The organism is Kitasatospora sp. NPDC096077, from assembly GCF_040303245.1.
In the GTDB taxonomy this organism is placed as follows: domain Bacteria; phylum Actinomycetota; class Actinomycetes; order Streptomycetales; family Streptomycetaceae; genus Kitasatospora.
Genome location: NZ_JBEOSV010000005.1, coordinates 155520 through 180689, shown reverse-complemented (window position 1 = coordinate 180689; position 25170 = coordinate 155520). Strand labels below are relative to the sequence as shown.

26 protein-coding genes are annotated in these 25170 nt (G+C 71.2%); 17 read left to right on the top strand and 9 right to left on the bottom strand.

The features are described 5' to 3' along the window. The first annotated feature begins 69 nt into the window (after positions 1-69). Complete coding sequence (locus ABTZ03_RS07720) at positions 70-993, top strand: DUF4097 family beta strand repeat-containing protein (protein ID WP_350511953.1); 924 nt, start codon at positions 70-72, stop codon at positions 991-993. A 1-nt stretch (position 994) separates the two neighbouring features. Further along, on the top strand, positions 995-2050 hold the full coding sequence (locus tag ABTZ03_RS07715; RefSeq protein WP_350511952.1) for a PadR family transcriptional regulator: 1056 nt from the start codon (positions 995-997) through the stop codon (positions 2048-2050). Between the two features lie 145 nt (positions 2051-2195). Here the strand turns inward: ABTZ03_RS07715 and ABTZ03_RS07710 are convergent, their stop codons facing one another. Next, on the bottom strand, positions 2196-3158 hold the full coding sequence (locus tag ABTZ03_RS07710) for a zinc-binding dehydrogenase (protein WP_350511951.1): 963 nt from the start codon (positions 3156-3158) through the stop codon (positions 2196-2198). Between the two features lie 215 nt (positions 3159-3373). Then, on the bottom strand, positions 3374-4567 hold the full coding sequence (locus tag ABTZ03_RS07705) for an NAD(P)-dependent malic enzyme (protein ID WP_350511950.1): 1194 nt from the start codon (positions 4565-4567) through the stop codon (positions 3374-3376). 589 nt (positions 4568-5156) lie between these two features. On the opposite strand from ABTZ03_RS07705, the gene ABTZ03_RS07700 reads away from it, so the two are divergent. The 4 genes from ABTZ03_RS07700 (at position 5157) to ABTZ03_RS07685 (ending at position 9282) form a co-directional block, all read left to right on the top strand. Beyond that, the gene (locus ABTZ03_RS07700; protein ID WP_350511949.1) at positions 5157-6083 is read left to right on the top strand and encodes an ABC transporter substrate-binding protein; all 927 of its coding nucleotides are present in this window, start codon (positions 5157-5159) and stop codon (positions 6081-6083) included. Between the two features lie 457 nt (positions 6084-6540). Then, complete coding sequence (locus tag ABTZ03_RS07695; RefSeq protein WP_350511948.1) at positions 6541-7470, top strand: ABC transporter substrate-binding protein; 930 nt, start codon at positions 6541-6543, stop codon at positions 7468-7470. Positions 7471-7507: 37 nt separating this feature from the next. Then, positions 7508-8482: an amino acid ABC transporter permease gene (locus ABTZ03_RS07690; protein ID WP_350511947.1), complete on the top strand. Its 975-nt coding sequence runs from the start codon at positions 7508-7510 to the stop codon at positions 8480-8482. Next, positions 8479-9282 (top strand): amino acid ABC transporter ATP-binding protein, encoded by an 804-nt coding sequence (locus tag ABTZ03_RS07685; RefSeq protein WP_350511946.1) that lies wholly within the window; start codon positions 8479-8481, stop codon positions 9280-9282. Before ABTZ03_RS07690 ends, ABTZ03_RS07685 begins: the two co-directional genes overlap by 4 nt. Positions 9283-9363: 81 nt before the next feature. Here ABTZ03_RS07685 and ABTZ03_RS07680 read toward each other — a convergent pair whose 3' ends face one another. Together ABTZ03_RS07680 and ABTZ03_RS07675 are read right to left on the bottom strand one after the other, a co-directional pair. After that, the gene (locus ABTZ03_RS07680; protein WP_350511945.1) at positions 9364-9678 is read right to left on the bottom strand and encodes a hypothetical protein; all 315 of its coding nucleotides are present in this window, start codon (positions 9676-9678) and stop codon (positions 9364-9366) included. A gap of 69 nt (positions 9679-9747) precedes the next feature. Further along, positions 9748-10083: a hypothetical protein gene (locus ABTZ03_RS07675; RefSeq protein WP_350511944.1), complete on the bottom strand. Its 336-nt coding sequence runs from the start codon at positions 10081-10083 to the stop codon at positions 9748-9750. A gap of 202 nt (positions 10084-10285) precedes the next feature. On the opposite strand from ABTZ03_RS07675, the gene ABTZ03_RS07670 reads away from it, so the two are divergent. Next, entirely contained in the window at positions 10286-10873 is a 588-nt protein-coding gene (locus ABTZ03_RS07670; protein WP_350511943.1) for a CGNR zinc finger domain-containing protein, read from the top strand. Positions 10874-10877: 4 nt separating this feature from the next. On the opposite strand, the gene sodX is transcribed toward ABTZ03_RS07670, so the two are convergent. Continuing rightward, a complete protein-coding gene (sodX, locus tag ABTZ03_RS07665) occupies positions 10878-11321 on the bottom strand; it encodes a nickel-type superoxide dismutase maturation protease (RefSeq protein WP_502894406.1) in 444 nt (147 codons plus the stop codon). 197 nt (positions 11322-11518) lie between these two features. On the opposite strand from sodX, the gene sodN reads away from it, so the two are divergent. The 8 genes from sodN to ABTZ03_RS07625 all read left to right on the top strand — a co-directional run bounded on the left by sodN (position 11519) and on the right by ABTZ03_RS07625 (position 17821). After that, positions 11519-11914 (top strand): superoxide dismutase, Ni, encoded by a 396-nt coding sequence (gene sodN, locus ABTZ03_RS07660; RefSeq protein WP_045699892.1) that lies wholly within the window; start codon positions 11519-11521, stop codon positions 11912-11914. A gap of 325 nt (positions 11915-12239) precedes the next feature. Next, positions 12240-13292 carry a FecCD family ABC transporter permease gene (locus ABTZ03_RS07655; protein WP_350511942.1) on the top strand — a complete coding sequence of 351 codons (1053 nt, stop codon included), beginning with the start codon at positions 12240-12242 and terminating at the stop codon, positions 13290-13292. Beyond that, positions 13289-14077: an ABC transporter ATP-binding protein gene (locus ABTZ03_RS07650; protein WP_350511941.1), complete on the top strand. Its 789-nt coding sequence runs from the start codon at positions 13289-13291 to the stop codon at positions 14075-14077. Before ABTZ03_RS07655 ends, ABTZ03_RS07650 begins: the two co-directional genes overlap by 4 nt. A gap of 87 nt (positions 14078-14164) precedes the next feature. Continuing rightward, positions 14165-15157 carry an ABC transporter substrate-binding protein gene (locus tag ABTZ03_RS07645; RefSeq protein WP_350511940.1) on the top strand — a complete coding sequence of 331 codons (993 nt, stop codon included), beginning with the start codon at positions 14165-14167 and terminating at the stop codon, positions 15155-15157. Positions 15158-15245: 88 nt separating this feature from the next. Beyond that, positions 15246-15629 carry a nuclear transport factor 2 family protein gene (locus ABTZ03_RS07640; RefSeq protein WP_350511939.1) on the top strand — a complete coding sequence of 128 codons (384 nt, stop codon included), beginning with the start codon at positions 15246-15248 and terminating at the stop codon, positions 15627-15629. Positions 15630-15638: 9 nt separating this feature from the next. Next, positions 15639-16115 carry a GNAT family N-acetyltransferase gene (locus tag ABTZ03_RS07635; RefSeq protein ID WP_350511938.1) on the top strand — a complete coding sequence of 159 codons (477 nt, stop codon included), beginning with the start codon at positions 15639-15641 and terminating at the stop codon, positions 16113-16115. A 149-nt stretch (positions 16116-16264) separates the two neighbouring features. Further along, a complete protein-coding gene (locus ABTZ03_RS07630; protein ID WP_350511937.1) occupies positions 16265-16675 on the top strand; it encodes an ATP-binding protein in 411 nt (136 codons plus the stop codon). Between the two features lie 153 nt (positions 16676-16828). Continuing rightward, entirely contained in the window at positions 16829-17821 is a 993-nt protein-coding gene (locus tag ABTZ03_RS07625) for an RNA polymerase sigma factor SigF (RefSeq protein WP_400920387.1), read from the top strand. Between the two features lie 118 nt (positions 17822-17939). Here ABTZ03_RS07625 and ABTZ03_RS07620 read toward each other — a convergent pair whose 3' ends face one another. Then, on the bottom strand, positions 17940-18356 hold the full coding sequence (locus ABTZ03_RS07620) for a hypothetical protein (RefSeq protein WP_350511935.1): 417 nt from the start codon (positions 18354-18356) through the stop codon (positions 17940-17942). A 50-nt stretch (positions 18357-18406) separates the two neighbouring features. Between ABTZ03_RS07620 and ABTZ03_RS07615 the strand changes: the two genes are divergently transcribed. Beyond that, the gene (locus ABTZ03_RS07615) at positions 18407-19378 is read left to right on the top strand and encodes a diacylglycerol/lipid kinase family protein (RefSeq protein ID WP_350511934.1); all 972 of its coding nucleotides are present in this window, start codon (positions 18407-18409) and stop codon (positions 19376-19378) included. A gap of 370 nt (positions 19379-19748) precedes the next feature. Then, positions 19749-20000, top strand: coding sequence for a WhiB family transcriptional regulator (locus ABTZ03_RS07610; protein WP_014138019.1), 252 nt, complete (start codon positions 19749-19751; stop codon positions 19998-20000). A 476-nt stretch (positions 20001-20476) separates the two neighbouring features. On the opposite strand, the gene ABTZ03_RS07605 is transcribed toward ABTZ03_RS07610, so the two are convergent. The 3 genes from ABTZ03_RS07605 to ABTZ03_RS07595 form a co-directional block, all read right to left on the bottom strand. Beyond that, positions 20477-21988 (bottom strand): sensor histidine kinase, encoded by a 1512-nt coding sequence (locus ABTZ03_RS07605; protein WP_350512063.1) that lies wholly within the window; start codon positions 21986-21988, stop codon positions 20477-20479. A 450-nt stretch (positions 21989-22438) separates the two neighbouring features. Further along, positions 22439-23497 carry an SIS domain-containing protein gene (locus ABTZ03_RS07600; protein ID WP_350511933.1) on the bottom strand — a complete coding sequence of 353 codons (1059 nt, stop codon included), beginning with the start codon at positions 23495-23497 and terminating at the stop codon, positions 22439-22441. A 217-nt stretch (positions 23498-23714) separates the two neighbouring features. Further along, positions 23715-24992, bottom strand: a complete 1278-nt coding sequence (locus ABTZ03_RS07595; protein WP_350512062.1) for an extracellular solute-binding protein — start codon at positions 24990-24992, stop codon at positions 23715-23717. Between the last annotated feature and the right edge of the window lie 178 nt (positions 24993-25170).

Below are 25170 nucleotides of genomic sequence, written 5' to 3'. Positions count from 1 at the left end.
CCAGCACGCGATATATCGTCTTCTACAGAGAACGCGATACATCGCGATCCGCTACGGGAGGCGGCAGAGATGAGCCAGTGGACGATCGAGGGGCCCGGCAGGACCACCTTCGAGGACGAGGTCCGCGCGCTGCACGTGCGCGTCATCGACGGCACCGTGAACGTGGTCGCGGCCGAGGGCCCGGCCCGCCTGGAGGTCACCGGCCTCAAGGGCGACCCGCTGCACGTGACGCTCGTGGACGGCGTCCTGACCGCCACCTACAAGGACATCAACAGCTGGGGCGAGTTCGGCGACTGGATCAAGTCCATCGGCTCGGTCCGCAGCTTCTTCGACTCCTTCAAGCGCAAGCGCTCCGTCGACCTCACCCTGACCGTGCCGGCCGGCACCGAGGTCAAGGTCGGCACCGTGTCCGCGCACTCCACGGTCAGCGGCATCGACGGCCACGTCTCGGTGCAGAGCGCCAGCGGCGGCACCACCCTGGCCGGGGTCACCGGCCGGATCGACGCCGGCACCGTCACCGGCGACGTGGAGGCCCAGGCCGTCGGCGGCCGGCTCAAGGTCAACACCGTCTCCGGGCAGCTCACCGTGATCGCCGGCACCGCCGACCGGATCCAGGCCAACACCGTCACCGGGGCCGTCACCCTGGACCTCGACGTGGCCGGCGAGACCGACATCAAGGTCAACACCGTCAGCGGCCCGGTCGTGGTCCGCATCCCCTCGCTGGCCGACGCCACCGTCGAGGCCGGCTCCACCAGCGGCGACGTCTCCAGCACCTTCGACGAGCTGACCATGAACAGCACCTGGGGCGCCAAGAAGATCTCCGGCCAGCTCGGCGACGGCCGCGGCAGCCTGCACGTCACCACCGTCTCCGGCGCGGTCACCGTGCTGCGCCGCCCCGAGCCGGAGGACGACACCCCGGCGGCGCCCAAGGAACTCCCGGCCGCGCCCGTCTCCGACGCGCCCACCGGCCCCGACCTCACCAAGGAGGCCTGAGATGACCCCCGTGTTCGGCCACGGCCGGCTCCGGCTCTACCTGCTGAAGCTCCTGGACGAGTCCCCGCGGCACGGCTACGAGGTGATCCGGCTGCTGGAGGAGCGCTTCCAGGGCCTCTACGCGCCGTCCGCCGGCACGGTCTACCCGCGGCTGGCGAAGCTGGAGCAGGAGGGCCTGGTCAGCCACAGCACCGAGGGCGGCCGCAAGGTCTACCGGCTGACCGACGCCGGACGCGCCGAACTCGAAGCCCGCCAGGTCGAGTTGGACGAGCTGGAGGTGGAGATCCACGACTCGGTGGCCCAGCTCGCCGGGGCGATCCGGGAGGACGTCCGGGACAGCGCCAAGGACCTGCGCGAGGAGCTGTGGCAGGCCGCCAAGCAGGCCCCCCGGCCGGAGGGCCCCAAGGCCTGGACCGGCACCGACCCGTGGGCCGGCCCCTGGGGCGACAACGAGTCCTGGCAGCGCGCCAAGGAGGAGTTCGCCGAGTTCAAGCGGCAGGCCAAGGAGCAGGCCAAGCGCGCCCGGGAGCAGGAGCGGGCCGCCAAGGCCAAGGCGAAGGCCGCCGAGGAGGAGGCCCGCCGGCTGCGCGAGCAGGCCAAGGCCTCCCGCACCGCCGCCCAGCAGGAGGCGCTGCGGATCAAGCGCCGGGTCGAGCAGCAGGTGCGCGAGCACGCCGCGAAGGGCGACTGGCCGACCGGGCTGGCCGAGGGCCTGTCCGAGCTCACCAAGGGCCTGGCCGGGCTGGCCGACGCGGCCCGCTGGGGCCACCCGACGGAGGGGTCCGCCGAGTCGTCCGAGCAGGTCACGGTGACCCGGATCGACCTGGACAAGGACGCCTCCGACCAGGGCGACCGGTCCGCCCCCGCCGACCTGCCGCCGTGGGCGCGCACCGACCCGGCCGGGGACCCGGCCCGCGAACTGGAGCGGCTGCTCGACCGCTTCCGCGACCAGGTCCGCGACGCGGCCCGGGACGGCGGGGTCGGCCCCGAGAAGCTGGCCGAGGCCCGCTCGGTGCTGGGCACGGCCGGCGAGCGACTGAAGCGGCTGCTCGGCTGACACACCGACGCGTCGACACGTCGACGGACCGACGGCTCCGGCCCGGTGCCTCCTCCGCAGGGGACACCGGGCCGTCGCACGCCGGGAGTTGAGCCCAGCGGGGGTTGAGCACGCGATGGGTTGAGCGCGCGAGGGGTCGAGCACGTCAGGGGTTGAGCACGATCTTGCCGAAAACCTCGCCCCCGGCGAGCCGGGCAAAGCCCTTCCGGGCCTCGGCCAGCGGCAGCACGGAGTCGATCACCGGACGGATCCCCGTGTTGGCGCACAGCGCCAGCAGCCCGGCCAGCTCCTCCTTGGTGCCCATGGTCGAACCGACCACCTTGAGCTCCAGGAAGAAGATCCGGTTCAGCTCGGCGGCGCTCGGGTTGGGGCCGGAGGTGGCCCCGGAGATGACGACGGTGCCGCCCGGGCGCAGGGACTTCACCGAGTTCGACCAGGTCGCGGCGCCGACCGTCTCCATCACCGCGTCCACCCGGGCGGGCAGCCGGGCACCGCTCTCGAAGGCCGCGTCCGCACCGAGCTCGACCGCCCGGCGGCGCTTGGCCTCGTCCCGGCCGGTGACCCAGACCCGCAGGCCGGCCGCCTTGCCGAGGACGACCAGGGCGGTCGCCACCCCGCCGCCCGCCCCCTGCACCAGCACGGTGTCACCGGGCTTGACCCCGGCGTTGGTGAACAGCATCCGGTAGGCCGTCAGCCAGGCCGTGGGCAGGCAGGCGGCCTCCTCGAAGCTCAGCTCGGCCGGCTTCGGCAGCAGGTTCCAGGTGGGGACGGCCACCCGCTGGGCGAAGGTGCCCTGGTAGCGCTCGGTCAGGATGGACGGGCGCTCGGTCGGGCCCACCCCGTGCCCGGTCCCGCCGATCACCGAGTGGACCACCACCTCGTTGCCGTCCTCGTCGACGCCCGCGGCGTCGCACCCGAGGATCATCGGCAGCCGCTCGGCGGGCAGCCCGACCCCGCGCAGCGACCACAGGTCGTGGTGGTTGAGGCTGGCGGCCCGGACCGTGACCACGCTCCAGCCGGGACGGGCCTGCGGCTCGGGGAGTTCGCCCAACTCCAGCCCGCTCAGCGGGTCGTCGGCGTCGATACGGGCGGCATAGGCAGCAAACATGCCCCGGACACTAGCCGGGACGGCCGGGGCCGGGAACAACGCGTGAGTGTGACGCGTGTCCCGGCCCCGGCCCCCATTACTCCCCTGCTCGCCTCCGAGCGCTCGAACCCGCTGCCGACGGTCGTCGCTCCAGCGCTCGTGCCTCGCTTGTCGCTCCTCGCTTTCGGCAGCGGCGCGCCCTTCGGCTCACGGGGGGCGTGTCGAACGTCGGACCGTCAGATCCGGGCCACGCCCTCGGCCCGGGCGGCCTCGGCGACGGCCTTGGTGACCGCCGGGGCGACCCGCTCGTCGAACGGCGAGGGGATGACCTTCTGCGGGGTCAGCTCGTCGGCCACCACGCCGGCCAGCGCCTTGGCGGCGGCCAGCTTCATGCCCTCGGTGATCCGGGAGGCCCGCACCTGGAGGGCGCCCGCGAAGATGCCCGGGAAGGCCAGCACGTTGTTGATCTGGTTCGGGAAGTCGCTGCGCCCGGTGGCGACGACCGCCGCGTACTTGTGCGCCACCTCGGGGTGGATCTCCGGGTTGGGGTTGGCCATCGCGAAGATGAACGCGCCCTCCGCCATGGTCGCCACGACCTCCTCCGGCACGGTGCCGCCGGAGACGCCGATGAACACGTCGGCGCCGGCCAGCGCGTCGGCCAGGGTGCCCTTCAGGCCGGTGCGGTTGGTCAGTTCGGCGATCTCGGCCTTGACGTCCGTCAGGTCCTCGCGGCCCTGGTGGACCACGCCCTTGCGGTCGCACACGGCCACGTCGCCGATGCCCGCCGCCAGCAGCATCTTGGCGATCGCGATGCCGGCCGCGCCGGCGCCGGAGATGACGGCCCGCAGCGAGCCGATCTCCCGGCCGGTCACCTCGGCCGCGTTCCACAGAGCCGCGGTGGTGACGATCGCGGTGCCGTGCTGGTCGTCGTGGAAGACCGGGATGTCCAGGGCCTCCTGGAGCCGGCGCTCGATCTCGAAACAGCGCGGGGCGGAGATGTCCTCCAGGTTGACGCCGCCGAAGGACGGGGCCAGCCGGACCACCGTCTCGACGATCTCGTCCACCTCGGTGCAGGCCAGCGCGATCGGCACCGCGTCCACGCCGCCGAACTGCTTGAACAGGATGGCCTTGCCCTCCATCACCGGGAGCGAGGCCTCCGGGCCGATGTCACCGAGGCCCAGCACCGCGGTGCCGTCGGTGACCACCGCGACGGTGTTGGACTTCCAGGTGTAGTCGTTGACCAGCTCCGGCTGCTCGGCGATGGCCGTGCACACCCGCGCCACACCGGGGGTGTAGGCGAGGGACAGGTCGTCCGCGTCCTGCACCGGCACGGTCGCCCGGATCTCCATCTTGCCGCCGCGGTGGAGCGCGAAAACGGCGTCGACGGGATCGACGGTGTCCTGGGTGCTGCTGATGATCTCCGCTGCCACGATGACCTCTTCGTCATTGATCTGGCGAGGTGCGCGGCCGACGGACGGGCGCCCCGGCCGGAAACCGGAAACCGGGTACGCCGAGGGCGGACCCGGGGTCGGGGCGGGGGCGCTACCGTCGGATGGCGCCCTCGGATGAGGGTTTTTATGGGGTCTGGTCTGTTGTCCGCGTTGTGCTACCGGGCCGAGCGTAGGTCGGACCAAGGCATCGCACCTATGCCTTTTCGTCCTCGTCACGCACCGTTCATCGCCGTGCTGTCGCGTCTGCTGGGGCCCAGGTGTCGGAAGCACCGGACTCCGGCGGCGGCAACGGCGTGGCGGCACGCTTACCCGCGGGGGTGAACGCAGGCCCGTAGGGGATTCGGCGCTCCGGATACGGAGCCACGTGATGACTTCCGTTCCCGAGCGCCCCGAGCCTGTCGGGGCTCGTCGGCCTGGTTCGAGCATTCGGGGGTCACCCGGTACCGAATTCTGACACACCCGCTGCCGGGCCCGGCAGGGCGGGATGGCAGGATCGTCTGTCCGCCATTCCGCGTACCCGAGTGCGACACCGCCGCGGTGACCGCGGTCCGCCCCCAGGAGCACCCTCATGCCTCACCTCCCCCCTGCCCGTCGCCCGGCCTTCGCCGCCGCCGCCCTGGCGGCGGCCGGAGCCCTGCTGCTCACCGGATGCGGCGGTGGCGGGCAGGCCGCCGCGAGCGACCCGGTCAAGGACGTCCGCGACAAGCTGCCGAAGGCCCAGCGCTCGGCCGGGGTGCTGCGGATCGGCATGGACGTGAACTACGCGCCGGTGGAGTTCCGCGGCCCGGACGGCAAGCCGACCGGCCTCGACCCGGACCTCGCCGCCGCCCTCGGGAAGATCCTCGACGTGCGGGTCGAGTTCGTGGACACCCCGTTCGACAAGCTGATACCGAACCTCCAGGGCAAGCAGTTCGACGTGGCGATGTCCGCGCTCAGCGACGTCCGCCAGCGCCGCGAGGGCCTGGACGAGAACGGCAAGCAGGTCAACCCGGGCGTCGACTTCGTTGACTACTTCATCGCCGGGACCTCGATCGTCGTCCCGAGGGGCAACCCCAAGGGGATCCGGAACCTGGACGACCTGTGCGGCCGGACGATCGCCTTCCAGCAGGGCACCACCCAGGACGACATCGCCACCCGGCAGGTGGCGGTCTGCGCCCGCACCGGCCGCCAGCTGACCGTGCACCGCCTCGACACCGACGCCAAGGCGCTGGCCGAGATCTCCTCCGGCACCGCGGCGGCCGGCCTGAACGACTTCCCGGTGGCCGCCTACGCGGCGAAGAACACCGACGGCGGCGCCCGCTTCGAGGTGACCGGCGCCCAGTCCACCTCCACCCCGTACGGGATCGCGGTGCGCAAGGAGGACACCGAGCTGCGCGACACCCTGTCCAAGGCGGTGGACCAGCTGATCCGCAGCGGCGAGTACGACAAGGTCCTCGCCAAGTGGAGCGTGAGCGCCGGTGCGGCGCAGAACGCGGTGGTCAACGGCGGCATCTGAGCCCGCCGGGGCCCTTCGGGGCTCCGCCGGGGGCCCCTCCCGTCCCGGCGGGGCTTCCGGCGGAGCACAAACAGATCTGCATACTTATACGCAGGGTGACAGGGGCACGCGATCCGTCCGAATAGCGGACAGCTTGAGCCCTCGTTATCCGATTTTGATCTGGATGAGGGCCATCTGACTGTCATCAGATGGCAGGATTCCCCCCATCTCGGATCGAGCCGGCCACCGGTCGAGGCGGTTCCAGGTCGACGTCCACCTCGGCGGAGGGTGGCGGAAGCAGTACCCGCACCACCCTGGGCAGCCCCCATCCGCCCAGGCAACTGCACCACCCGGCAACGCACGTACGACGACGTACAGCGACATACCCATCCGTACGGCTCCGTACGGCCAGCTGCCCCGGTGCGCCGCTCCCGCGGCGCCTCCGCCCGATTTCTCTCCCCAGGAGGAGATCCCCCTCATGAGCGTCCGTACCCAGCGCACCCGCCTCTTCGCGGCCGGCGTGGCTGCCGTCTCCGTCTCCCTGGCGCTGACCGGCTGCAGCAGCAGCAAGAGCGACACGGGCAGCGGCGCCCCGAACGCGTCCGCGACCGTCAACACGGTCAAGGCCGACGACAAGCTGGCCGCCCTCGTCCCCGCCGACATCAAGTCGACCGGGAAGCTCCTGGTCGGTGCGGACGCCTCCTACGCGCCGGACGAGTTCAAGGACGACAGCGGCAAGGTCATCGGCATGGACGTCGACCTCGCCACCGCGATCGCCGCCAAGCTCGGCCTCAAGGCCGACGTCCAGGACTCCGGCTTCACCGCGATCATCCCCGGCATCCAGTCGAACAAGTTCCAGCTCGGCATGTCCTCCTTCACGGACAACAAGGAGCGCGAGCAGGTCGTCGACATGGTGACCTACTTCAACTCCGGCAGCGCCATCGCGGTCAAGAAGGGCAACCCCAACAAGGTCGACCCGAAGGACCTCTGCGGCAAGAAGGTCTCCGTCCAGACCGGCACCACCCAGGCCGACGAGATCAAGGACACCCGCAACCCGGACTGCGTCAAGGCCGGCAAGCCGGGCATCCAGAACGAGGGCGACAAGTTCGACCTCCAGACGGACGTCACCAACGCCGTGGTCTCCGGCCGCGACGACGCGATGATGGCCGACTCCCAGGTCGTCGACTACGCCATCAAGCAGTCCGGCGGCCAGCTGGAGAAGCTCGGCGACACCTACGGCGTGGCCCCCTACGGCATCGCGCTGGCCAAGGGCTCCAAGCTCACCCCGGCCGTCCAGGGCGCCGTCCAGTCGCTGATCGACGACGGCACCTACAAGCAGATCCTCGCCAAGTGGGGCGTCGAGGCCGGTGCCCTCGACAAGTCCGTCGTCAACGGTGCCACCAGCTGACCCCTCGTACGCTTCTTCTCTCCCCCGAGGCCACACCGTGAACTCTCTGGACAAGGGGACGGCGGCGAAGGGACGGCCTGAGACCATCAAGGCCGTCCCGGTCCGCCACCCCGGACGCTGGGCGGGCGCCGTCGTCATCGCCCTGCTCGCGGCGATGCTGCTGAGCGCCCTCTTCACCAACCCCGCCTTCAAGTGGGACATCGTCGGGCAGTACCTGTTCCACGACAGCATCATGCACGGGCTGCTCGTGACGCTGGAGCTGACCGCCCTCTCCATGCTCATGGGTGTGGTCGGCGGCATCATCCTCGCGGTGATGCGGCTGTCCCCGAACCCGCTGCTGGCCGGCACCGCCTGGGTCTACATCTGGGTCTTCCGCGGCACCCCGGTGCTGGTGCAGCTGGTGTTCTGGAACTTCCTCGGCCTGATCTGGGCCAAGCTCTCGATCGGCGTCCCGTGGGGCCCGGAGTTCTGGTCCGGCGAGACCAACGTGCTGATCCCGACCTTCGTCGCCGCCCTGCTGGGCCTCGGCCTCAACGAGGCCGCCTACATGGCGGAGATCGTCCGCGGCGGCATCCAGTCGGTGGACGAGGGCCAGGCCGAGGCCGCCCACGCGCTCGGCATGAGCCGCTTCCAGACCATGCGGCGGATCATCCTGCCGCAGGCGATGCGGGTGATCATCCCGCCGACCGGCAACGAGACCATCTCGATGCTGAAGACCACCTCGCTGGTCTCGGTGATCTCCCTGGAGGAGATCTTCCGGGCCGGCCAGGTCATCTACTCTCGGAACTACCAGAACATCCCGCTGCTGATCGTGGTCAGCCTCTGGTACCTGTTCTTCACCTCTGTACTGACCATCGGGCAGTACTACATCGAGCGCTACTACGCCCGAGGTTCCAACCGCACCCTCCCGCCCACCCCGCTGCAGCGGCTGCGGGGCCTGTTCGCCGGGAAGCCCGCCCCGAAGACGACCACCGACGTGGTCCCGGGGCTTGAGGGAGGTGGTCACGTATGACCGATCTGACCAAGACCACCGCCGACACCGCCCCTTCCGGGCAGCCGATGGTCCGCGCCGAGGGCGTCCACAAGTCCTACGGCCCGGTCGAGGTGCTCAAGGGCATCGACCTGGAGGTCCGCAAGGGCGAGGTGTTCTGCCTGATCGGTCCGTCCGGTTCCGGCAAGTCGACCTTCCTGCGCTGCATCAACCACCTGGAGAAGATCAACGGCGGCCGCCTCTGGGTGGACGGCGAACTGGTCGGCTACCAGCAGAGGGGCGACAAGCTCCACGAGCTCAAGGACCGCGAGGTCGCCCTCAAGCGGCGCGACATCGGCATGGTCTTCCAGCGCTTCAACCTGTTCCCGCACATGACCGCCATAGAGAACATCATGGAGGCGCCGGTCCAGGTCAAGGGCGAGAGCAAGGCCGAGGCCCGGGAGCGCGGCATGGCCCTGCTGGAGCGGGTCGGCCTCACCGACAAGGCGAGGAACTACCCCTCCCAGCTCTCCGGCGGCCAGCAGCAGCGCGTCGCGATCGCCCGCGCGCTGGCCATGCAGCCCAAGCTGATGCTCTTCGACGAGCCCACCTCGGCGCTCGACCCGGAGCTGGTCGGCGACGTCCTGGACGTCATGCGCGGGCTGGCCGAGGACGGGATGACGATGATCGTCGTCACCCACGAGATGGGCTTCGCCCGCGAGGTCGGCGACGCGCTGGTGTTCATGGACGGCGGCGTGGTGGTCGAGTCCGGCAACCCCCGCGAGGTGCTCACCGACCCGCAGCACGAGCGCACCAGGGCCTTCCTCTCCAAGGTCCTCTGAGGTCCTCCGCGCCCGTACGACCGGCGCCCGGCAGGCGGTTTCCTGCCGGGCGCCGGCCCGGGTCACTCCGGCTTCAGCCGGTCACGAGCAGCCGATGACCAGCCAGTCGCGGTCGGCGAACTGGATCGCGAAGTAGCCGTAGCCGTAGCCCGGCACCGTCTGGCAGCCGCTTTCGCGTCCCGACGACGGGAGGCGTACCCGGAAGCTCTGCGCGTCGGCACACCTGTTCCTGACCGTGTAGATGATGCTCGCCTCGTCTCCTCCGGCATTCACTCCGGAACGGACCCCGCAGAAACCCGGATCCGCCGAGGCCGTGGTCGCGGGGGCCGCGACCGAGACGGTGAATGCCAGGCCAGCAGTGGCCGCGCCGACGGCCAGTGTCCGACCGATCGCCATGCTTCGCACCTTCATGTACCGTCCGTTCTCCCAGTGAGTCTGTTCAGTGCGTTCGCGAACCTGCGGCGACTAGCAGTTACGGACCTCCCACCACGTCGTCTCGCCCATGTACGTGTACGAGTAGCTCTCGTACGGGTCGATGGTCTCGCAGAACGTGGACCTGCCGATCTCCGGGAAGTAGACCTTGAACGCATGTGCGTCACCGCACTTGTTGCGGACGCGGTAGGCGTAAAGTGCGACGCCGGGAACGATCGTCGGACCGTCCACCCGCACCCCGCAGAACCCGGGGTCGGCGGCCGCCGGTCCGGCCGGAAGCACCACCAACGGCACCGCCCCGAGGAACGCTGCGAGCGCGGCGCCCACCGCGCGCCGGGTACCGCGGCTCCAGCCCTGTCGAAGCTTCACGAGTCTCCTTTCGCCAAGCGATCGAAGGCGCACTGGGCCGCTTGTCGAACCCAGTCTTATGACATGGACACTACACATCAGCGCCTTGCCTGTCCCCGGGTTATCGACACAACAGAGCCATGACCGCAGCCCGACACAATCGCTCACCCCGTAATAGGCTGGAAGCAGTCAGCCCGTTACCGAAACCCCTGGAAGGACCGCCGTGGAGCTCGCCTCGTACGCCGACCTCGCCGTTCGGCTGGTGAACACCGAGGAACCCGAGCGCGGCACCGACACCCTGACCTCGGCGGACTCGGTGCGCGGCCTGTTCTCCGACTCCGCGCGGGCCGCCGCGCTCTCCGAGGAGTCCGACGTGCCCCGGCTGCGGGCGGTGCGGACCAGGCTGCGCGGGGTGTTCGAGGCCGCTGCCGAGGGGGACGAGGTCCGGGCCGTCGACCTGCTGAACAGCCTGCTGATCGAGTACCCGGTCAGCCCGCAGGTCTCCGGGCACGACTACCTGGACGACGCCGGACGGCCGCGCTGGCACCTGCACCTGGCCGACAACTCCCCCACCGCGACCGCCCACTTCAGCGCCGTCGCCTGCATGGGACTGGCGGTCCACCTCACCGAACTGGGCGCCGACCGGCTCGGCATCTGCCAGGCCGCGCCCTGCCGCAACGCCTACCTGGACACCTCGACCAACCGCTCCCGCCGCTACTGCTCCGACCGCTGCGCGACCCGCGCCAACGTCGCCGCGTACCGGGCCCGCAAGCGGCAGGAGGCCGAGGCGGCGCTGCACGCGGGCGGCTAGGGGGCTAGACCTCCTCGACGAACACCCCGAGCCGGCGGGCCAGCCCCGGTACCCGGGCCAGTCGGGAGCCGAGCAGCAGCCGTTCCAGCCCGCGCCCCGGCGCCAGCCAGGCCGGGCTCGGGCGCAGCCGCAGCAGCACCCGGCCGAGCACCAGGTCGTCCGGGACCGGGCCGTAGCTGCGGCTGTCGCTGTCCACCGGCCGGTTGTCGGACAGCAGCCACCAGCCCTTCGGGCGGCGCTCGGCGGCCCGCTTCACCACCAGTAGGTCCTGCTGGAAGGGGTGCCGGAACAGCACCACCGCGCCGGGCCGGATCGGCGCGCCGTAGCGAACCAGCAGTTGGTCGCCCTCGCGCAGGGTCGGGACCATCGACGGGCCCGCCACGTCGACCAGCCCGAACGGCACCGGGCCGACCCGCGCGCCGCCCTGCGGCTCCGTGCTCCGCGCCACGACTCCTCCTCCGGGACCGGAACCGACCTGACCGGACCGACCGCCCCCAGTCTGCCGTACGGACCGTCATCCGTTCGATGCCCGGATTACCCCGGTTCCGGGTCCGTCTTTCGCCCTAGGCCCACCCTCCGACCGCGAAACCGCGAGGCCGGAAGGGTAGTCTCGGGCGCGGGAAGACGATCTAAGGAAGGACTCCCATGTTCTCTCGTCTGTTTGCACCTCGCGCCACCGCCCACGCCCACTGTGACCTGCCGTGCGGTGTCTACGACCCGGCGCAGGCCAAGCTTGAGGCCGAGTCGGTCAAGGCCACCCAGGAGAAGTACCAGGCCAACGAGGACCCGCACTTCCGCGCCCGCGCCATCATCATCAAGGAGCAGCGCGCCGAGGCCGTCAAGCACCACATCTCGGTGCTGTGGAGCGACTACTTCAAGGCCCCGCACTTCGAGAAGTACCCGCAGCTGCACCAGCTGATCAACGACACCCTGAAGGCCGCCTCGGCCGCCAAGGCGTCCACCGACCCGGCCACCGGCCAGGCCCTGCTGGACCTGATCGCCGAGGTCGACAAGATCTTCTGGGAGACCAAGCAGGCCTGAGCCTGACGCGTCGCCACCCGACCGCCCCCGTCCGCACCGTTCGGACGGGGGCGGTCGTGCGTCCACGTGCGACCCGCCCCCGGTAAGGGTTGCCTGCCCTGAGCGGCTGTTATGCTGCCAGGGCGTCCGAGGGGGAAGTCCGGTGCGAATCCGGCGCTGTCCCGCAACGGTGAGCGCGGTCCGACCGACCGCGCCAGCCCGATCGCCCTCGGCCGCCGACCTCCCGACAACTCGCCGTGGACTGCGAGGGGACGGCGCCCGGGCCCGCCCCCGACCGGCGTCCGCCCCGGCACACCCGCGGCCCGAGGCAAGGCGCGCCCCGCACGTGAGTGACCCCGTTCGCCGAATACCGACCGTCCCGCTCGCCGTCGGACTCGCCGCCGCCCTGCTGGTCTCGCTGGTCTGCGGGGTCGCCTTCGGCGCCTCCGGGATCGAACTCCCGCGCGTGCTGCGACTGTTGGGCGCCGGGCTGACCGGCGGCCGGCTGGAGGCGAGCGACGCCGCGGCGTACGCGATCGTCTGGGAGCTCCGGCTGCCGCGCACCGTGCTGGCCGCCGTGGTCGGCGGCGGACTGGCCGCCACCGGGGTCGCCGTCCAGGCCCTGGTGCGCAACGCCCTCGCCGACCCCTTCGTGCTCGGCATCTCCTCCGGCGCCGCCGTCGGCGCCAACGCCGTCCTGCTGCTCGGCGCCTTCGCCTCGCTCGGGGTGTGGGCGGTCTCCGTCTCCGCGTTCGGCTCCGCGCTGCTCGCCATGGTGCTGGTCTACCTCGCCGCCCGCACCGCGTACGGGCTCACCCCGCTGCGGCTGGTGCTCACCGGCACCGCGCTCTCCTACGGCTTCTCCGCCCTGACCACCCTGATGGTGTTCTCCTCGGACAACGCCGAGGCCGCCCGGGACGCCATGATGTGGCTGCTCGGCAGCCTCGGCGGCGCCACCTGGGGCAAGGTGCCGATCGCCGCCTGCGCCGTGCTCGCCGGCATCGCGTACCTGGCCTGCGCCGCCGGGCGGTTGGACGCGCTGGCGATGGGCGACGAGACCTCCGCCTCGCTCGGCGTGGACCCGGAGCGGCTGCGCCGGGAGCTGTTCGTGGTGACCGCCGCCGTCACCGGCACCGTGGTCGCGGTCAGCGGGGCGATCGGCTTCGTCGGGCTGCTGATGCCGCACCTGGCCCGGATGCTGGTCGGCGCCGGGCACCGCCGGGTGCTGGCGGTCGCACCGCTCGCCGGGGCGCTGCTGCTGGTCTGGGTGGACATCGCCTCGCGCACCCTGCTGGCGCCCGCCGAACTGCCGGTCGGGGTGTTCACCGCGGTGCTCGGGGTGCCCGCCTTCCTGCTGATGATGCGCCGCCGCGGCCAGGCCTTCGGGGGCGCCCGGTGACCGGGGTGACGCAGGCCCAGGAGCTGGCCGTCGACGGCGTCTCGGTGGAGCTGGCCGGCACCCGGCTGGTGCACGAGGTGAGCCTGGCGGCCGCGGCCGGCCAGGTGGTCGGGCTGATCGGCCCGAACGGCAGCGGCAAGTCGACCCTGCTGCGCTGCGTCTACCGGGTGCTGCGGCCGGCCGGCGGCGCGGTCCGGCTGGACGGCGACGACCTGCACGCGCTCACCGCCCGCGAGGCGGCCCGCCGGGTGGCCGCGCTGACCCAGGAGCACTCCGCCGAGTTCGACTTCACGGTGGCCGAGGTGGTCGCCATGGGCCGGCTGCCGCACCGGCGCGGCCTGGGCGGCCCGACCGGGGCGGACCGGGAGCGCTGCGCGGCCGCGCTGCGCCGGGTCCGGGCCGAACACCTCGCCGAGCGCGGCTTCCTGAGCCTCTCCGGGGGCGAGAAGCAGCGGGTGCTGATCGCCCGCGCGCTCGTCCAGGAGCCGCGCCTGCTGGTGCTGGACGAACCCACCAACCACCTGGACATCGCCCACCAGTTGGAGGTGCTGGCGATCGCCCGCGAGGCCGGGCCGACGGTGCTCACCGCGCTGCACGACCTCAACCTGGCCGCGGGCCACTGCGATCGCCTGTACGTGCTGGCGGCCGGGCGGATCGTCGCCTCCGGCACGCCCGCGGAGGTGCTCCGACCCGCCCTGCTGGCCGAGGTGTTCGGGGTCCGGGCCACTCCGGTCCGGCATCCGGACACCGGCGCCGTCCAGCTGCTGTTCGACCGCCTGCCCTGAATCCCGTCCGCTGCCCCCCGAACCCCGTCCGTCGTCCCGGATCCCGTCCGTCCTCCCGAAGCCCCGCTCCGACCCGAAAGAAGTAGCTTGCGTACCAAGGCCGTTGCCACCGCCGCCCTGCTCGCCCTCGGCCTGACCGCCTGCGGTGCCGAGATCGCCCCGAGCCAGGCCGGCAGCACCTCCGCCCACTACCCGGTGACCGTGGAGAACTGCGGCGAGAAGCTCACCTTCGCGCAGAAGCCCGCCCGGGTGGTGACCAACGACGTCAACATCACCGAGCTGATGCTCTCCCTCGGCCTGGCCGACCGGATGGCCGGCTACGTGATGCCCGACGACAAGGGCCAGGTCGACAAGGTGGCCTGGAAGGACGGCTACCAGCAGACCAAGTGGCTCTCCAAGAAGGTGCTCACCAAGGAGATCGCCCTGGACGCCAAGGCCGACCTGGTGTTCGCCGGCTGGCACTACGGCTTCGACGAGGGCAGCGGGGTCACCCCGCAGGCGTTCAAGGCGCTCGGCGTCGACTCCTACGTGCTCAGCGAGTCCTGCCGCAGCGGCAAGGGCAGCGAGCGCGGGGTGATGGACCCGCTGGAGGCGCTCTACACCGACCTGGCCAACCTCGGCGAGATCTTCGACGTCAAGGACCGCGCCGACAAGCTGATCGCCGACTCCAAGGCGAGGATCGCCGCCGTCCCGGCCCCCGGGCACCGCCCGTCCGTCTTCCTGTACGACAGCGGGCAGGACAAGCCGTACACCGCCGGGAAGTTCGCCGCCGCCGACGAGATCATCGCCAAGGCGGGCGGCGACAACATCATGGGCGACCTCGCGGACACCTGGGTCACCGCCGGCTGGGAGAGCGTCGTGCAGCGCGACCCGGAGGTGATCGTGATCAACAACTACGCCACCCCGGGCGCCGAGGAGAAGCGGAAGTTCCTGCTGTCCTTCCCGCCGCTGGCGAACGTCTCCGCGGTGAAGAACGACCGGATCTTCGTGATGGACTACGTCGACCTGGTGGAGAGCCCGCGCAACCCGGCCGCGATCAGCGCGCTGGCCGACTACCTGCGCAGCGTCCCGGCCCGCTGACCGCCCTCCTCCGGTCGGGCCGGGCCCGCACCCGCCGGGCGTACGCTCGAAGTGCGAGCCGACGGAACCCGACCGGAGGAGTGCCGCCATGACCGCGACCGCGGCCGCCGCCGCCTTCGACACCCGCGCGCTGCGCGAGGGCATCGAACGCTGCGAGGCCGAGACACTGCTGGCGCTGTACGCCGAGGACGCCGAACTGCGCGTGGTCGACCGCAGGACCCAGCCCAGCCACCCCCTGGTGATGCACGGGCGGGACGAGATCGGGGCCATGCTGGACGACGTCTACGGCCGCGAGATGACCCACAAGCTGGAGCAGGTGGTGGTCCAGGACGACCGGGTCGCCTTCCTGGAGTCCTGCCGCTACCCCGACGGCGTGCGGGTGCTCGCCGCCTCGGTGGCCGGCCTGCGGGACGGCCGGATCGTCGACCAGACCACGCTCCAGGCCTGGGACGAGGCGGGGCCCGAGCAGTAGGCTCGCGGCATGATCCGCACCGCCGTCGTCACCGACGTCCCCCTGGTCCTGGCCATGATCCGCGAACTGGCGGAGTACGAGAAGGCCCCGCAGGAGGCCGTGGCCACCGAGGAGCAGCTGCGCGAGGCGCTGTTCGGCGCCGACCCGGCGGTGTTCGGCCTGATCGCGGAGGACGACGCCACCGGCGAGCCGGTCGGCTTCGCGCTCTGGTTCCGCAACTTCTCGACCTGGCGCGGGACCCACGGGATCTACCTGGAGGACCTGTACGTCCGCCCGGCGGCCCGCGGCGGCGGCCACGGCAAGGCGCTGCTGCTGGAACTGGCCCGGATCGCCGTCGAGCGCGGCTACGCGCGAGTGGAGTGGTCGGTGCTCGACTGGAACCAGCCCTCGATCGACTTCTACAAGTCGCTCGGCGCGGTGCCGATGAACGGCTGGACGGTCTACCGTCTCACCGACGAGGCACTCGCGGCCGCCGGGAGCCGTTGAACGGACGCAGAACGGACGCACGGAGTAGGGGCAAAGCCCCTGCCACCCTGCGTCGCAATGCCTTACCATGAGTAACTCCCGCACCGGGTGCGGAAGGAAGCCCCCTCGGGGGTACCAAGCAAGCACAGCGCGTCACCCAGGAGGCAAGGGTGTCCCAGATCGACAGCGATCTCGGAGTTCAGGACTTCGTGGAGGTCCGGCTGCCCGCGGCGGGGGCCTACCTCTCCGTGCTGCGAACAGCGACGGCCGGGCTCGCCGCCCGGTTGGACTTCACCCTCGACGAGATCGAGGACCTGCGGATCGCGGTCGACGAGGCCTGCGCCATCCTGCTCCAGCAGGCGGTGCCCGGCTCCGTGTTGTCCTGCGAGTTCCGGCTGGTCGGCGACTCGTTGAAGGTCACCGTCGCTGCTCCGACCACGGACGGCAAGGCTCCCGAACGGGACACCTTCGCCTGGACGGTGCTCTCCGCACTGGCCGGTGAGGTGGACTCCTCGGTCGCCGAGGACAAGACCGTGTCGATCAGCCTGCACAAGAAGCGCGGCGGGTCCGCCGCCCACTGACCGGGCACCGAGCAGCACCCTGCAAGGGCCGTCCGCCGTCCCCCTCCCGGGGCCGACGGGCGGCTCCCGGTACCGCCCCCCGGGCGGTACGACCAACGAGACGATGCCGGGGCCTCGGCCCCGGTGCTCCCGGAACGGAACGGGGGAATGGCCGTGAGTGATCTGGACCGTACCGGCCTCGCGACGGCGGGACCTGCCGTACCGACCCAGGCGAGCGTTTCCGGCCTCGCCGCCAACGACGAAGCGCACCCGAAGGACGCCCACCGGATGAGCCACCCGACCGAGCCGACGTCCGAGCCGACGCCCGCTTCCCCTCCGCCGCAGGAGCCGGCGCAGGAGGCCGCGGAGCTGCACGGCGCCGTGCCCGCCCAGGTCTCGCACCGCACCGGCGCGCCCGACCGGGAGGCCGCCCGCGCGCTGTTCGTCCGGCTGTCCGTGCTGCCCGAGGGCTCCCCGGAGCGGGTCGAGCTGCGCAACCAGCTGGTGCGGATGCACATCCCGCTGGTCGAGCACCTGGCCCGGCGGTTCCGCAACCGCGGCGAGCCGCTGGACGACCTGACCCAGGTCGCCACCATCGGGCTGATCAAGTCGGTGGACCGCTTCGACCACGAGCGCGGGGTCGAGTTCTCCACCTACGCGACGCCGACCATCGTCGGCGAGATCAAGCGGCACTTCCGCGACAAGGGCTGGGCGGTGCGCGTCCCGCGCCGGCTGCAGGAGCTGCGGCTGTCGCTCACCACGGCCACCAGCGAGCTCTCCCAGCGGCACGGCCGCTCCCCCACGGTGCACGAGCTGGCCGAGCACCTGGGGATCTCCGAGGAGGACGTGCTGGAGGGCCTGGAGTCCGCCAACGCCTACTCCACGCTGTCCCTGGACGTCCCGGACAGCGACGACGAGTCGCCGGCCGTGGCGGACACCCTGGGCGCGACCGACGAGGCGCTGGAGGGCGTCGAGTACCGCGAGTCGCTCAAGCCGCTGCTGGCCCAACTGCCGCCCCGGGAACAGAAGATCCTGGTGCTGCGGTTCTTCCGGAACATGACCCAGTCGCAGATCGCCGCCGAGGTGGGGATCTCCCAGATGCACGTCTCCCGGCTGCTCGCCCGGACGCTGGCCCAGCTGCGGGAGAAGCTCCTCGTGGAGGAGTAGGAACGCGGAAACGACCGGACGGCCGCCACAGCTCGTGCTGTGGCGGCCGTCCGGTCGTTCGGGGGTTCGCTCGGTCCTGCCAGTGCTCGGCCCTGCCGGTACTCGGTCCTGCCGGTACTCAGTCCTGCTGGTCGCTGTACAGCGCCGCCGTGCACTTCGGATTCAGCAGCGCGCCGATGCCCACCAGGCCGAGCAGTCCGACCAGCGCGCCGACCGCGATCATCGCGCCGCCGCTCTCGATCATGTAGTAAGCGACCGGCAGGCAGATCGAGTTGGTCAGCACGGCGGGACTGCGGCCCCAGCGGCGCCCCTTGAGCAGCGCGCGGGCGGCCAGTATCGGCAGCACTCCGAGCAGCACGATCACCAGGCCGCCGAACTCGTTCAGGGCCAGCTGCTTGGCCTGGCCGGAGAGCGCGGACACCATGTCCGAGACTCCGACGACGGCCAGCGCGGCGCCCTCCAGCGCGGTGATGGCGGCGCCCAGGGTGAGCGGGACCGGACGGGCGGGTGCGGGGGCGGAGGATTCTGCGGTCACTCCAGCAGGGTAGCCGCCGGTCGGCCCGTACGGCCCCGTAGGCTTTCCCCATGCGCGCTCTCCTGGTCGTGAACCACAAGGCCACCACCACCAGTGGCCGGACCAGGGACGTACTGATCCACGCGCTGCGCAGCGACCTCAAGCTGGAGGTCGCCGAGACCCAGTACCGGGGCCACGCACGCGATCTGGCCCGGGAGGCCGCGCAGGACGGCACGGTCGACCTGGTGGTGGCGCTGGGCGGGGACGGCACCGTCAACGAAGTGGTGAACGGGCTGCTGACGCACGGCCCGGGCGAGAAGGTCCCGCGACTGGCCGTGGTGCCGGGCGGTTCGACCAATGTGTTCGCCCGCGCGCTCGGCCTGCCCAACGACCCGGTGGAGGCCACCGGCGCCCTGCTGGACGCGCTGGAGCACGGGCACGAGCGGCCGATCGGGCTGGGCAAGGCGATGACCGAGGGACTGCCGGACCGCTGGTTCACCTTCACCGCCGGCCTCGGCTTCGACGCGGGGGTGGTCGGCCGGGTCGAGGAGCAGCGCCGGGCCGGGCGCAAGTCCACCCACGCGCTGTACGTGGGACAGGCGCTCCGGCACTACTTCACCCAGCGTGACCAGCGCCGCTCGGGCCCCGTGGCCCTGGAAATCCCGGGCCGCGAGACCGTTCCGGGCCTGGTGCTGGCCATAGTCAGCAACACCTCGCCGTGGACGTTCCTCGGCAACCGTCCGGTCTACCCCTCACCGCTCGCCTCCTTCGACACCGATCTGGACGCCTTCGGCATCACCCGGATGACGGCGTTCGGTACTGCTCGAACGATCCGTCAGATCCTGCGGTCGTACGGGTCTTCGAGCGACGGCACCCCGCCGGCCGGCCCGTCCGGAAAGCACGTCGTCTCCTATCACGACGTCAGACACTTCACCTTGGTTTCCCAGGAACCCGTCCCGTTCCAGGTCGACGGGGACCATCTTGGAGACCGGAGTCGCGTCAGTTTCACAGGCGTACGGCGGGCACTGCGTGTGATTGTGTGACCGGAAGTGGGCTTCGCCCTTCTTCTCGAACGCACAAGCCCCCTTCACTCCATAGAAGTACTGGCTGTGAGCTAGGCGACACCGAAGAATCAAAAATTCCTCCCCGAAGGGGGTTGTATCCGAGCCCGAGGTTTGCGAACCTCTACATGGCGATCGGGACACATCGCAGCGACGGCAACTCCGGAACCACAGGAGCGCCGACCGCGGGGTGTCCCTCGAATCGCCGAATCCCCTCCCAGCACAGACCACCCGGGCCCGATGGGCCTTTGGTCTCTTTTGCTGTTGTGGGATTCGTGAAAGCGTTCACATTCACAAGCCATTCGATTATGCCGATCGGGCCACCCCCCGCGGCAGGAGGAGTTGGACGACCATGGACTGGCGCCACCGCGCTGTCTGCCGCGAAGAGGACCCGGAGCTGTTCTTCCCGATCGGGAACACCGGTCCTGCTCTGCTGCAGATCGAGGAAGCCAAGGCCGTGTGCCGCCGCTGTCCGGTGATGGAGCAGTGCCTCCAGTGGGCTCTCGAGACCGGCCAGGACGCCGGCGTCTGGGGCGGCATGAGCGAGGACGAGCGTCGCGCGATGAAGCGCCGTGCCGCCCGCAACCGCGCCCGCACCGCCTGATCAGCAGCATCCGGTCACACGCCGTAGTACCAGCAGTAACCGCAGTACCGATCAACACATGATCAAAGGCTTCCCTGCACCTCCTGGTGAAGCCTTCCGCACAAAGGGCCTTGCTGGTCGAGGCCCCGCGACACCGGACCGTCCAGCCACTTGATACTGTTCACTCAGAGCAATATTGTGGAGCTGAGGCGCTCACCGTGTGCAACGCACATGCGAGGTGCCGCACCACCCAGAGCCCCCGTTCCGGCCGACTCCCCCCGACGGCCGGAACGGGTTGAGAGGCCCTGTCGACCCACCCCCCCCCCGGTCGACAGGGCCTCGTTTCTGTTTCCGCGCCCGAACGGCGGCGACGCAACGGCGGCGGCACAGCGGCAGCGACGCAGTGGCAGCGCCGGGCGCGCGGAGTGCGCGCCCGGCGCTTGTGTCGAGTACGCGCCCCCACCGCACGCCGAAATGCACCGACTGCACCGCGCGCCTCAGCGGACCGGGATCTCCAGGATCACCTTGGTCCCGCCGTTCGGACCGGCCACCATGTCGAAGGTCCCGCCCAACTCACCGGTGGCCAGCGTCCGGACGATCTGCAGCCCGAGGTTGCCCGCCGTCTTCGGGTCGAAGCCCTCCGGCATGCCGCGGCCGTCGTCCTGCACGGTGATCAGCAGGTACTCCTCCGGCCGGGCGCCGCCGTTCCAGCTGTCCGACCAGCCCATGCCGGTCGCCGGGGCCCGGCCGCGCAGCGCGCTCACCTCCAGGTTCCCGGAGGCCGTCGGACCGAAGGCGTGTTCCAGCGCGTTCTGCAGCAGCTCGGTGAGCACCATCGACAGCGGGGTGGCCACCTCGGCGGAGAGGATGCCGAAGCTCCCGGTGCGGCGGGTGGCCACCCGGCCGTCCTGGGACAGCTCCATCACCATCGCCAGCACCCGGTCCGCGATCTCGTCGAAGGCGACCTTCTCGTCCAGCGCCTGGGAGAGCGTCTCGTGCACGATCGCGATCGAGCCGACCCGGCGCACCGCCTCGTCCAGCGCGGCCCGGCCGGACTCGGAGTCCATCCGGCGGGACTGCAGTCGCAGCAGCGCGGCGACGGTCTGCAGGTTGTTCTTCACCCGGTGGTGGATCTCCCGGATGGTCGCGTCCTTGGTCATCAGCTCGCGGTCGCGGCGGCGCAGCTCGGTGACGTCCCGGCAGAGCACCAGGGAACCGGTCAGGACCCCCTTGGGCTTGAGCGGGATCGCCCGCAGGGTCACCACTCCCCCCTGGGCCTCCACCTCGGTCTGCCGGGGCGCCCAGCCGCTGGCCAGCTTCACCAGCGCCTCGTGGACGGCCGAGCGGGACGGCGGGGCGAGTTCGGCGGTGGCCCGGCCGAGGTGGCTGCCGACCAGGTCGGTGGTGAGGCCGAGCCGGTGGTAGGCGGAGAGGGCGTTGGGGCTGGCGTAGGTGACCACGCCGTCCGCGTCCAGCCGGATCAGGCCGTCGCCGACCCGGGGCGCGGCGTCCATGTCGGCCTGTTCGACGCCGGGGTACGGGAAGCTGCCGGCCGCGATCATCTGGGCCAGGTCGGAGGCGCTCTGCAGGTAGGTGAGCTCCAGCCGGCTGGGGGTGCGCACGGTCAGCAGGTTGGTGTTGCGGGCGATCACCCCGAGCACCTTGCCCTCCCGCCGGACCGGGATCGACTCGACCCGGACCGGGACCTCCTCGCGCCACTCCGGGTCGCCCTCGCGGACGATCCGCCCCTCGTCGAAGGCGGCGTCCAGCAGCGGGCGGCGCCCGCGCGGGACGAGGTGGCCGACCATGTCGTCCTGGTAGGAGGTGGGCCCGGTGTTGGGCCGCATCTGCGCCACCGAGACGTAGCGGATGCCGTCCCAGGTGGGGATCCACAGCACCAGGTCGGCGAAGGAGAGGTCGGAGAGCAGCTGCCACTCCGAGACCAGGTGGTGGAGCCATTCCACGTCGGCCCCGGTCAGGGTGGTGTGGCGGCGGACGAGTTCGTTCAACGAGGGCACATGGCGAGGGTAGCGCCGCCGCCCGGCAGGGGGCTCGGCGGACTGTCCGCTGGCAGTGGATGACTGTCCGGAGTTGTTTAGACCAATGTGCCGAGCGGCCTGGACAACCCAGATTGGTCTAGTCCACAATGAAAGGGCACCAAGGAGAGGCCCACCGCGCAACTGCCCTGACCGCGCGCGGCTTCTCCTCGGTCGGACGCCGCCGAACGAGGACCCCGCACAGTTCTCGATCGACTCCGGCGCCCGACGACAGCTCCGGGCTGCGGTGCCGCATGGGTTGAGGGTCCCGTGTCGGCGCCGTGGCCCGTAGTGCTTTCCGGGGCCGTGACTCCCCTTTCCGGGGCCGTGACTCCTGCCGGCCCGCTCCCCCGCGACCATGTTCCGCCGCTCAACGGTCCGGCCCCCGTCCACAGCCTGTGGACGGGGGCCGGACCGCTCCACTCAGTGGGTCTCGGTGACCTTCGCCAGGGCGCGCGGGGCGTCCGGGTCCTGGCCGCGGGCGATGGTGACCTCGTAGGCCAGCTGCTGGAGCGGCAGGATCTCCAGGATCGGCTGGACCTCCTCCGGCACGCCGGGCGGCAGCGCGAAGCCCGCCGAGGCGGCGTCCACCTGGGCCTGCTGGCCGATCACCACGAGGTCCGCGCCGCGCCCGCGCAGCCGGTCCAGCACCGGCTGGAGGGCCTCGCCGCCCTTGCCGTCCGGGACGATCGCGATCACCGGCGAGACGTTGTCCACCATCGCCAGCGGGCCGTGCAACAGGTCGGCGCCGGAGAACGGGCTGGCCGGGATGTAGGTGGTCTCCATCAGCTTGAGCGCCGCCTCGCGGGCGGTCGGGTAGCCGTAGCCGCGCGAGGTGATCACCAGCCGCTGGGCGAAGCGGTAGCGCTCGGCCAGCGCCCGCACCTCGGCCTGGCGGGCCAGCACCCCGGCGGCCAGGCCCGGCAGCTCCTTGGCGGCCGAACCGTCCCCACCCCTCAGGCCCTCGACCAGCAGGTAGAGCGCCAGCAGCTCGGCGGTGTAGGTCTTGGTGGCCGGCAGCGCCTTCTCCGGCCCGGCCAGCACGTCGATGTGGAACTCGGAGACCTCGGCGAGCGGGGAGTCCGGGTTGTTGGTGACGGCGAGGGTGATCGCCCCGGCCTCGCGGGCGGCCTTGGTGGAGGCGACCAGGTCCGGCGAGCCGCCGGACTGGCTGACCGTGATCACCAGGACGTCGGTGAGGTCCGGCTTGGCCCCGTACGCGGTGGTGGTGGACATCGAGGTCAGCCCGGCCGGCTTGCCGAGCAGGATCTCGATCAGGTACTTGGCGTAGAGCGCCGCGTTGTCGGACGTGCCGCGCGCGGTCAGCAGGACGAAGCGCGGGTTGCGGGCGGCGATCCCGGCCGCGATCTCGCGGATCTTCGGCGCCCCCTCGTCGAGGATGCGCTGGAGGACGGCCGGCTGCTCGGCCATCTCCGCCGCCATGATCCGGCCGGGGACGGGAACGGTCTGCGGGTCGGACATCTGGATGCCTCCGATGAGATGGGTCGACCCCGCCCGGGCGGGATGCCCGACGGGGACCTCTACGGCGGCGAGTCCGCACACTCGCTGCGGTTCTTCCTGGGCATCCTACGAGCGCTCCCCCGGCGGGGCACCCCCGAACCGCCCCCTCCCGGCGGGCGGGAGGGCGCGGTCCGGGCCGTCCGGACCGAGCGATCGGGCGGTCCGGGCGGTCCGGGCGTCAGGACGGGTTGTTGATCAACTGGTCGATCGCGGCGTCGGCGTCCTTGGTGGCCTGGTCCACGGACTTGCCCTTGAGGATCGCGGTCAGCATGTCGGGGATGATCTTCTGCTTCTCCACCGCGCCCCAGCCGGGCGCGAGCGGGGTGAACCAGGCGTCCGGGACGGCGTTGGCCGCGGCGGCGGTGCTGGGCTTGTTCTTCAACGGGTTCAGCTGGGTGAGGTTGTTCGGCAGGATGTCCTTGTCGGCCAGCGCCTGTTCGGACTTGGTGCTGGTGAACATCCGGATCCAGTCGCTGGCCAGCGCCACCTGCTGGGACTTGGCGGTGACGGCGAGGTCGGAGCCGCCGATGAAGGTGGGCAGCGGCTTGCCGTCCGGGCCGGGCATGGTGGCCACCTTGACGGCGTCCTTGAGGGTCGGGTCGCCGGTGACCGGCGCGATGACGCTGGCCGCCTCGAAGCCGTTGCCGTAGAAGGACGCGGCGTGCCCGCGCGCCATCGACTCGAACTGGTTCTGCTCGTTCTGCGTCAGGTCGCCCTTGTTGTACTTGCGGACGAGGTCGACGAAGTGGCCGATGCCCTGCTGGGACTTGGCGTCGTGCAGGGTGCCGTGCCAGTTGCCGGAGCTGTCGAACTTGGCGATGCTGCCGCCGTACGCGGCCACGTAGCTCATCGCGGCGTACCAGTACGGCCCGGGCAGGTAGAGCGGGGAGAAGGTCCTGTCGGACTTGTTCTTGTCGGCGATCCGGTCCAGCGCGGTCACCAGGTCGTTCTCGGTCTTGGGGAACTCCGCGCTGCCGGTGGCCTGTTGGAAGGTGGTGGAGTTGTAGACGGCGACCCGGGCGCCGGCGTAGTACGGCACGCACCACAGCTTGTCCTGGTACGTACAGGTGTTGGCGAGCGCCTTGATCCAGCTGTCGGAGTTGTCGAAGGTGGTGCGGTCCACCGGGGCCAGCGCGCCGGAGAGCACGTACTTCATCGTCTCGGTGTTGCCGAGCTCGACCACGTCGGGGGCGTTGCCGTCGGTGAGCGCCTTGTCGAGCTTGCCGACCTTGTCGGCCCAACCCTGGTAGACCAGCTTGAGGCTGACGCCCGGGTACTTGGCCGCGAACTCGTCGTTGACCCGCTGGACCAGGTCCGGCCAGTTCTTCTGGGCGTCGTCCATCAGCCAGACGGTGACGCTGCCGGTGGCGGCCTTCGAGTCGGCGGCGGCACCCTTGCCGTCGCCCGAGGGCGATCCGGCCGAGGAACAGGCCGTCAGTCCGGCCGCGAGGGCCATGATCCCGAGCGTCGACACGAGCTGACGCTTCTTCACGCCATCCTCCGAGGGTTGTCCAGGAGCGGTGGTGCCGGCCGACAGCGTGATTGGCGCGCCCGCGGCGGGAGTCCGGGAGGGGGCGGCGAAGAGCTTCGAGGAGGGCGCGATACCACATCCGGTGAGGTTCGATTTCGAACCG

Excerpts from the sequence above, each read along its gene's own strand:
- ABTZ03_RS07720 (WP_350511953.1), top strand. The coding sequence starts at position 70 with ATGAGCCAGTGGACGATCGAGGGGCCCGGCAGGACCACCTTCGAGGAC.
- ABTZ03_RS07715 (WP_350511952.1), top strand. The coding sequence starts at position 995 with ATGACCCCCGTGTTCGGCCACGGCCGGCTCCGGCTCTACCTGCTGAAG.
- ABTZ03_RS07710 (WP_350511951.1), bottom strand. The coding sequence starts at position 3,158 with ATGTTTGCTGCCTATGCCGCCCGTATCGACGCCGACGACCCGCTGAGC.
- ABTZ03_RS07700 (WP_350511949.1), top strand. The coding sequence starts at position 5,157 with ATGCCTCACCTCCCCCCTGCCCGTCGCCCGGCCTTCGCCGCCGCCGCC.
- ABTZ03_RS07695 (WP_350511948.1), top strand. The coding sequence starts at position 6,541 with ATGAGCGTCCGTACCCAGCGCACCCGCCTCTTCGCGGCCGGCGTGGCT.
- ABTZ03_RS07685 (WP_350511946.1), top strand. The coding sequence starts at position 8,479 with ATGACCGATCTGACCAAGACCACCGCCGACACCGCCCCTTCCGGGCAG.
- ABTZ03_RS07680 (WP_350511945.1), bottom strand. The coding sequence starts at position 9,678 with ATGGCGATCGGTCGGACACTGGCCGTCGGCGCGGCCACTGCTGGCCTG.
- sodN (WP_045699892.1), top strand. The coding sequence starts at position 11,519 with ATGTTCTCTCGTCTGTTTGCACCTCGCGCCACCGCCCACGCCCACTGT.
- ABTZ03_RS07640 (WP_350511939.1), top strand. The coding sequence starts at position 15,246 with ATGACCGCGACCGCGGCCGCCGCCGCCTTCGACACCCGCGCGCTGCGC.
- ABTZ03_RS07635 (WP_350511938.1), top strand. The coding sequence starts at position 15,639 with ATGATCCGCACCGCCGTCGTCACCGACGTCCCCCTGGTCCTGGCCATG.
- ABTZ03_RS07615 (WP_350511934.1), top strand. The coding sequence starts at position 18,407 with ATGCGCGCTCTCCTGGTCGTGAACCACAAGGCCACCACCACCAGTGGC.
- ABTZ03_RS07610 (WP_014138019.1), top strand. The coding sequence starts at position 19,749 with ATGGACTGGCGCCACCGCGCTGTCTGCCGCGAAGAGGACCCGGAGCTG.
- ABTZ03_RS07600 (WP_350511933.1), bottom strand. The coding sequence starts at position 23,497 with ATGTCCGACCCGCAGACCGTTCCCGTCCCCGGCCGGATCATGGCGGCG.
- ABTZ03_RS07595 (WP_350512062.1), bottom strand. The coding sequence starts at position 24,992 with ATGGCCCTCGCGGCCGGACTGACGGCCTGTTCCTCGGCCGGATCGCCC.